Raw genomic sequence first — 3,275 nt, 5'->3', positions numbered from 1 at the left:
TTCCTCTATGGTAAGATGTGTGTAGCTCATAACAGACCTCCGTGTTTATGTTTTTGTCGTTACTAACATTTTACACGAACCTGTTATGGGTTTCTTTATTTGTCGCACTTAATTTTACAATTCATCACTTAATAGGAGTTCTTTTGGTGTGTATGATCATCCCTATTGTTAGATATCTATACTTAATCTATAAATGAAGTTTAGAAGAAGTTCACTAGAGGACTCTTTAGTGAGCTTTTTCTTTATGCTGCCATACAATAAGTATGATACAATCACGGAATATCATACTTATTTGGATATAATTGATTAATTTAAAGTTCAATAGAGTACACTCTATTGAACTTTTTTGTATGGTTGCTATAATAGTATTATCATGTGTTCAATAGAGTTATTTTATATTGATCGTGTGAAACACATATAATTTTAAGCAAGAATAAACTTTAGGTAAGACATTGTGAATACTTTATAATGAAAGGATGTTTTTTTGGCAAGAATAAGTTATGCAAGGGTAAGTAGTAAGGATCAGAACTTATCCCGGCAACTTGAAGCACTAGAAGGCGTTTCCAAGGTCTTTTCAGACAAAGTAAGTGGGGGATCGGTCGAACGAACGCAGCTACAGGCCATGTTAAATTATTTGAGAGAGGGCGATATTGTTGTTGTTACGGAATTAGACCGACTTGGAAGAAATAATAATGACCTAACGACTATCATGAGCCTGATTCAAGAGAAAGGGGCAACATTAGAGGTATTAAATCTGCCATCGATGAATGGCATCGCTGATGAAAACTTGCGACGCTTAATCAATAACCTAATTATTGAACTATATAAGTATCAAGCCGAAGCTGAAAGATAACGAATTAAAGAACGATAGGCGCAAGGTATTGAAATAGCGAAACGTCAGGGACGTTTTAAAGGAAGAAAAGAAAGTTTGAACCTAACGATGAAAGGTTGCTACATGCCTTTGAATTATATGATAGAGGTATGACAGAGAAAGTAGTTGAACGTAAGACGGGTATCAATCGTACTACGTTTAGAAGATATCGCGAAAAGTATAATTTAACTAAAATAGATGATAGGTAGAAGTAGCTGAAATTTGAGATTTAGAATATGATCAATAAGTGGTATGCTTTCATTTAACTACTGACCCGAAAGGGAGTGTTTTCATGTTACAAAATGTCATTTCGTTAGTTGTCGCACCACATGAAAACGTTGTAGCTCTCTCTGAGGTCATGAAATGAGTTTTAATGCGTTTGTTAGCTATATCTTAGAACGGATTGTGACGGAATAAAATACGAATAAAATTATTATGAATCCCAAATAAATGCAAACTTGATGATAAATAATAATTATTGGAAAAAGTTCAATTAGAAGTATATAAAACATCCCTTTTAAAAAAGAATAAATTCTCTTGTTAAAGGGATGTTTGTGAATTTACATGTAATACTCTTTTAGATGTTACTTTTTAAAATAAAATTTAAAGGATATATTTAAGTCCAATTAATAATTGTATGCATCAGCATTTGGCACTGCAATTGCTAGACCATTTGTACCAATGGCAACGCCACTTAGAACTGCTTTTTTAGCTGCAGCTGGTAATTCTATTATTCCTGACACCGACTTACTATTAGCAGCTTCACTAATCCAAAATGTATTAGTTCTATTATTTTTATATGTAACTGTTACCGTACCTTGGAAGGTATAAGGCCCAGAGAAACTAGGCTTAGCGTACCAGTAAACGGTATTACTACTCATAATCTCAAGAGTAGTAGTTCCACCAGGACCTGTAATGGTTCCATACGGTACTACATTATTTTGTTGAGCATTTACTTCAGGCGTAGAAAATAAAGGTGATATAGACAAAAACAAAGTGAAAATAACAATAATTTTTTTACTTAACTTCATGATACACTCTCCTTCTTTATTTATTTAATGCACGTTTATTGTAATTGAGATTTTAATTAAAGTAAAGGTGGTAATCTAATGGAAAAAAATAAAATAGAAATGATATTAAAAGATTTTTTGCAAGGTATGAGTATTGACGAATCATCAATTAAAATAAGAAAAACGCAAAATAATATGGTTATAACAATTAACAAAAATTTCAAAAGAATTTTATTACTACTTTTAAATATACTTGGTAAAAATGCTATACAATTTGAATTAATGTATACAAGTTCCCCTCATAGTGATTCATTGGAGCAAACAAACATTGACGAAGTTATTATTACTGTCCCTTTAAACGAGGTAAAAAAACTAGATAAAATATTTTTAGACGCTAATTCTACTTCTGAAAATTACTAAATATACGAGGAGGAAATTTAGCTAGTAAAAATACACATATTAAACTCCTTTTGATAATTGACAATATAAAATATGCATAGTTAATACGGGGGAAACATAGGAGTCGAACAACATGAGTATAACATTAAACAAAAAATTACTAGGCAACGAAGGATATGCCAAAAACATAGCCATAAAATTTCAATAAATGAACAAGGCTTGTCAGATAAAGAAATAGAACGGAAAACAGGAATTAACCGAACGACGTTTTATCGCTACAGAAAAAATCACTATTATAGTTAATATTAAAAGGGGCTGGGAAAAAAACTAGCCTTAAATAGAAAAATCGCAATGAAACCATCGATATTCTGATGCTTTCATTGCGATTTTTATGTGTGGCTGAATAATCGTAAAAAGTAGCCACTCTTCTTCTTGCCTCGAGGGCTAATTTTGTTAAATTCATACTCATCAACATGATACCAATGTTATTATGAAGCGCTTGTTTCCCTCTAACATGGGCTCTGCGCATGCCAAATACACCTTTTAAGCGATCAAAAATTGTTTCTACGTCAATTTTACGCACGCCACACTTAGGGCAAGCCTCTAACGGATACGATAACGTGCCTGAAATCAACATTGTTGTGTGACCATTTTCTTCGATGATTTGAACCCCGTCATTAAATTTAATATTTTCGTCTTTAATTCCAACCAGTTTTGCGATATCATTATTATCAGCCATGTGAATTCTCCTAACTATATTTTTGTGTAGTGACTAAATTATAGTAGAATTCACTCAATGTCATTAAGTTAAGAAAAAGTCTGTCGAATTAATCGATAGGCTTTTTTTCTGCCATTTTTTATCAAATCTTATGGTGTGTTGTAAGATGAAACGCAACACTAAAAAAAGACATGAAGATTCGTTATACTTAAGTCACCACAACATAGTATAAGGAGAGAATCTTCATGTCACACACTCATTTTAACACAAAGAAATC

General features: G+C 32.1%; 2 protein-coding genes and 2 pseudogenes. 2 read left to right on the top strand and 2 right to left on the bottom strand.

All coding sequences use genetic code 11. The annotated features are described in order from the left end of the window. Window positions 1-484 precede the first annotated feature (484 nt). Window positions 485-1,080 (top strand): annotated as a pseudogene (locus ACEN4N_RS11255) (recombinase family protein). A gap of 417 nt (window positions 1,081-1,497) precedes the next feature. Here ACEN4N_RS11255 and ACEN4N_RS11250 read toward each other — a convergent pair. Continuing rightward, on the bottom strand, window positions 1,498-1,902 hold the full coding sequence (locus tag ACEN4N_RS11250) for a hypothetical protein (protein WP_138405582.1): 405 nt from the start codon (window positions 1,900-1,902) through the stop codon (window positions 1,498-1,500). Window positions 1,903-1,980: 78 nt separating this feature from the next. On the opposite strand from ACEN4N_RS11250, the gene ACEN4N_RS11245 reads away from it, so the two are divergent. After that, entirely contained in the window at window positions 1,981-2,301 is a 321-nt protein-coding gene (locus ACEN4N_RS11245) for a hypothetical protein (protein ID WP_138405583.1), read from the top strand. Window positions 2,302-2,718: 417 nt separating this feature from the next. On the opposite strand, the pseudogene ACEN4N_RS11240 reads toward ACEN4N_RS11245, so the two are convergent. Then, window positions 2,719-2,860 (bottom strand): annotated as a pseudogene (locus tag ACEN4N_RS11240) (transposase); the annotation flags it as partial. Window positions 2,861-3,275: the final 415 nt, after the last annotated feature.

Origin of the sequence: Ruoffia sp. FAM 20857, assembly GCF_045528645.1 — a bacterium.
Classification (GTDB): Bacteria; Bacillota; Bacilli; order Lactobacillales; family Aerococcaceae; genus Ruoffia; species Ruoffia halotolerans.
Note: the sequence above shows the minus strand (reverse complement) of the source record. Positions and strands in the feature narration are given on the sequence as shown.